The 609-nt window shown below is 74.7% G+C and carries 1 protein-coding gene; it reads left to right on the top strand.

The window, feature by feature from the left end; all coding sequences use genetic code 11:
* Nucleotides 1-10: 10 nt before the first annotated feature.
* Nucleotides 11-609 (top strand): serine/threonine-protein kinase (locus FNQ90_RS26015; RefSeq protein WP_323380191.1); only part of this gene is annotated, 599 nt, incomplete at its 3' end.

The raw sequence follows: 609 nt of genomic DNA, 5'->3' as shown, positions 1-609 counted from the left end.
GGCGGAGGCATTGCACTCCATACACGCCGCCGGGGTCGTGCACCGGGACCTCAAGCCCGGCAACGTGCTCCTCGCCGCCGACGGCCCACGGGTCATCGACTTCGGCATCGCCCGGGCCGCCGACGCCACCCCGCTCACCGGCTCCGAGGTCCGCATCGGCACCCCCGCCTACATGGCCCCCGAACAGGTGATGGGCGGTGACGCGGGGCCGGCGGCCGACATCTTCGCCCTCGGACTGCTCGCCCACCACGCCGGCACCGGCGGCCACCCCTTCGGGGAGGGCACCGGACACGGAATCATGTACCGGATCGTGCAGGAGGCCCCCGATCTGGGCGCGCTGCCGGCCGCGCTGCGCGAAACGATCGCGGCCTGTCTGGCCAAGGACCCCGGGCGACGCCCGACGCCGGAGCGGATCGTCGAGGCATGCCGACGGCTGAGCCCGGACGGCCCACTGCGGGTGACGGGCGACTGGCTGCCCGCACGGCTGATGGTCGAGATCGACCGGCGACAGCGGTTGACCCCGGGGGATGCGGGAACCCCTGGCGGTCCCGGCGGCCCGGGTGTTCCCCCGGCCGCTCCGCCCAACACTCCCCCGCCGTTGCCGATGGT

Origin of the sequence: Streptomyces alkaliphilus (assembly GCF_014141535.1) — a bacterium.
GTDB classification, from domain to species: Bacteria; Actinomycetota; Actinomycetes; order Streptomycetales; family Streptomycetaceae; genus Streptomyces; species Streptomyces alkaliphilus.
This window is presented reverse-complemented; position numbering and strand designations above follow the sequence as displayed.